The sequence below is a fragment of the Streptomyces chiangmaiensis genome, from assembly GCF_036281785.1.
Classification (GTDB): domain Bacteria; phylum Actinomycetota; class Actinomycetes; order Streptomycetales; family Streptomycetaceae; genus Streptomyces; species Streptomyces chiangmaiensis.
This window is the reverse complement of sequence record NZ_JAYWVC010000445.1, coordinates 1-3062: the sequence shown is the minus strand read 5'-3', so window position 1 is coordinate 3062 and position 3062 is coordinate 1. Positions and strand designations below refer to the sequence as shown.

Annotated in this window: 2 protein-coding genes and 1 pseudogene; all 3 read right to left on the bottom strand. The window is 67.6% G+C overall.

Going from position 1 to position 3062, the window contains the following annotated elements:
- Nucleotides 1–344 (bottom strand): annotated as a pseudogene (locus tag VXC91_RS44115) (integrase); the annotation flags it as partial.
- 142 nt (nt 345–486) lie between these two features.
- Complete coding sequence (locus tag VXC91_RS44110; protein ID WP_329512970.1) at nt 487–2364, bottom strand: CocE/NonD family hydrolase; 1878 nt, start codon at nt 2362–2364, stop codon at nt 487–489.
- A gap of 387 nt (nt 2365–2751) precedes the next feature.
- Nucleotides 2752–2994 (bottom strand): integrase core domain-containing protein, encoded by a 243-nt coding sequence (locus VXC91_RS44105; protein ID WP_329512969.1) that lies wholly within the window; start codon nt 2992–2994, stop codon nt 2752–2754.
- Between the last annotated feature and the right edge of the window lie 68 nt (nt 2995–3062).

Genomic DNA, 3062 nt, shown 5'->3' with positions numbered 1-3062 from the left:
AGCTGCTCGGGTATCGGTGGGCGGCCGGTGGGCGCCGGTTTCTCTCTCCATTTCCAGCGGACGAGGCGGCGGTGGCAGGAGAGCAGGGTGCCGGGGGTGACCGGCCTGCTGCGGCGCAGCGAGGCGGGGAGGTGTCGGGCGAGGGCGGCGAGTATGGCCTGGTCCGGCCAGGACAGCCGTGGCCGGGTGCCGAGCCGGCGGCGCAGCACGGCGACTTCGTGGTGCAGCGCCAGCAGCTCGACGTCCTTGGCTCGTTGGGAACGGGAGAGCAGGAGGAGCAGCCCGAGGGGGCGGGCAAAGGCGAGATAGACGATGCGGAGCACCACGGCGATCGAGCATGCCATGATCGGAGGCGGGCCTCGAAGGCCCAGGTCGAAGCAGGTACGAGAGTTATGGCACCCTACACGGTGCCTGGGCCGGTGCCGGACGGTGCTCCGGAGCGGAGCCGGGAGCTGTGCCGGCCGGCGCCGGCCTGTGGGCGTGGGATCAGATGTGGCCGCCGAGTGTCACGGTGAAGGAAGCCGGACCGGCCGGCAGGTCCACCGTGTACTGGCGCAGGTAGGTGTCCAGGTAGGGTGAGCGGTCCCCCTGGGTGGCTACGTCGTCGGACGGGTCGTCCAGGGACAGCCTCAGGACGGCGCCCGAGACCTTGACGGTCTGACCCGATGGGGTGTCACGCCACGACCCGGTCTGGATCGAGCCGATCTCTACGGCCAGGACATGCCCGGCCGCCAGCGTCCAGTCGGTCGCCTTGAGGTCGACGCTCATCCGGCCCGACTTCAGCAGGGAGACCTGCTCGTCGAACATCACGGCCTTGCCGTCCGGGCCGACGTCGTAGAGCTTGAGCATGATGTTGCCCTCGCCCTTCGCGGTCAGCGCGATGTTCGGCGTGGCGGTCAGTCGTACGTCCTGGGCGAGCGGCTGCGACCAGACGAAGAAGCTGGAGCCGACCTCACCGGCCTGCTGCCTCTTCGCGATCCCCTTGGCCAGACCCTTGGGCGCCGGTTGCTCGGTCGCCGGGGCGTTCTCCATGTCCCAGTTGCCCGACGGCTGCGCCGCCTTGGGCGCCGGGGTGCCGGCTGCGGCCAGGCTGGCACGGGCGGAGGCACCGCCGTCGTCAAGGTAACTGCCCCTCCCCAGCGGGAGGGTGACGTCGCGCTCCACTACCGGCCAGGTGTCCTGGGCTCGCCAGTGACCGGTGGAATCCTCGACGGAGTACGTCGGGTAGTCGACCGAGGGCTGAACTCCCGTGAGGTACTGGTCGTAGAAGGACAGCGCCTCGTCGTACCAGCCCTCGCGACCCATGGCCAGGCGACCGTCGCTCACCCGGTCGCCACCACGCACATGGTCCCACTGGCCGACCCAACCGCGCTCCGGGCCGGTGTGGTTGGTGAGGTACTCCTGCATCTCCTCGGGCTTGGTGTTGTTCTCGATGAAGCCCTGGGTGACGAAGAGCGGCGTGTCGGTGCCCTGAGCCATCTTGGCCAGGTCACGGGAGGTCCAGAACGGGTCGTTCTGGTCGGATATCCGGTAGCCGGCCGAGTTCTCGGTCAGGCACCCAGGGTGGTCGTCCTCGTATCGGGCGTTGGCCTGGTAGTGCCCGTCGTCGTCCGACAGAGGGGCCATCGTGGCAATGCCGTTGTAGGCATTCGCGGTTCCGGTCACATTCGGGCGGGGGACGCCGTTTGAGTAGATGTACTGGTACATGTCCCAGAGGGGCTCCCCGGCGACAACGGCCTTCAGCGCGGATTGCTTCAGGTCGTTGCCGATGAGGCCGGTGACGGCGTCGTAGGACTTGCCGTACATGCCCACCGCGCCGGTCGACCACGGCTGGCTCGCGGCCCAGTTGATCGCGGCCTTCACATCGGCCTGCTCACCGGGGCCGCCCCAGTCGAGGCAGCCGGTCGAGCCGCCGAAGCCGCGCAGGTCGACCATGAGGAACGCGTAGCCGTGGGCGAAGAGGTCGCTGCCCTCGATGAAGTCCTGGAAGCGATTCGAGGGACCGGTGTGGGTCCAGCCCTCGGGATTCGTCTGGCCCATGTGCCCGAAGTACGGGCCGATGGAGAGGATGACCGGCACCTTCTGCCCGGCGGGCACGCCTTCGGGCATCAGCAGGTCGCCGTGCAGTTCGGTACCGGAGCCGTCCGAGGACGGGAAGTAGTGCTGGGTCCAGACCGAGCCCTTTGGGACACGGTCGTTCTGCTCGTGCGTGACACCGTCGGTCGCGGTGGCGACCACCGTGGTCGGGGTCTGAGCGGAAGCGGCGGCCGGTGAAGCGACGGCGGGGCCGGTGAGTGCTCCGGTCAGCGCCAGAGTGGTGACGAGTGCCAAGGCGGCCCAGCCGGGCGCGCGACGTCTGTTCACATGCTCTCCCGAGTCGTCGGTACGGAGCGGAACGGCGATTCCGGTCAAGCGGCAGTGCCCTGCCCGCCATCGCAGCGACGACGACGGTCGCACACATGTCAGGAACGGGACCATGGGTGCGAACTCTGGCCGGAACCGATGGCGAGCGAGCCTAAGGTCAGCACTGAAACGCGTCAACGGTGCTGTGTATCCGTCGCGTTACTGATGTGATGGGAACAAGTCCATTTCTTATAAGGGAAGTTGTGGGAAGCGAAGGTGGAAACGTCTGCTGCATCCCAGCGGATGGGGCTGGTTCGCCAGGTCGGCCGGCTCTTCGCCGACCTCCGCCACGACCCTGAAGGGCGCAGCCGGGAAAGCTGTGCGTGCCGAATATTACGTCCTCGCAGGTCAAGCGGCGTGTCGGTACTCGTGGATGACTCCGCCGAGGTGGTCGTGTCGGCGTATCCAGAGGTGGTCGATTCGGTCGGGTTCGAGCGCTTGGGGCAGGGCGCGGAGGGGTGTTGCGGTGCTCCGCGATCGGTGAGTGCGGTGCTGGTTGTAGTGCCATTCGTAGGCGCGCAGCGCTTGGCGTAGATGGGTCTCGTTCCAGATGAGGGTGCGGTCCAGCAGTTCGGTGCGGAGCGTTCTCACCCAAGTTCCATGATTGCGTTCATGCGGGGCATCCGGACGTAAACATTCAGCTGGTGCGCTCTGGGTGA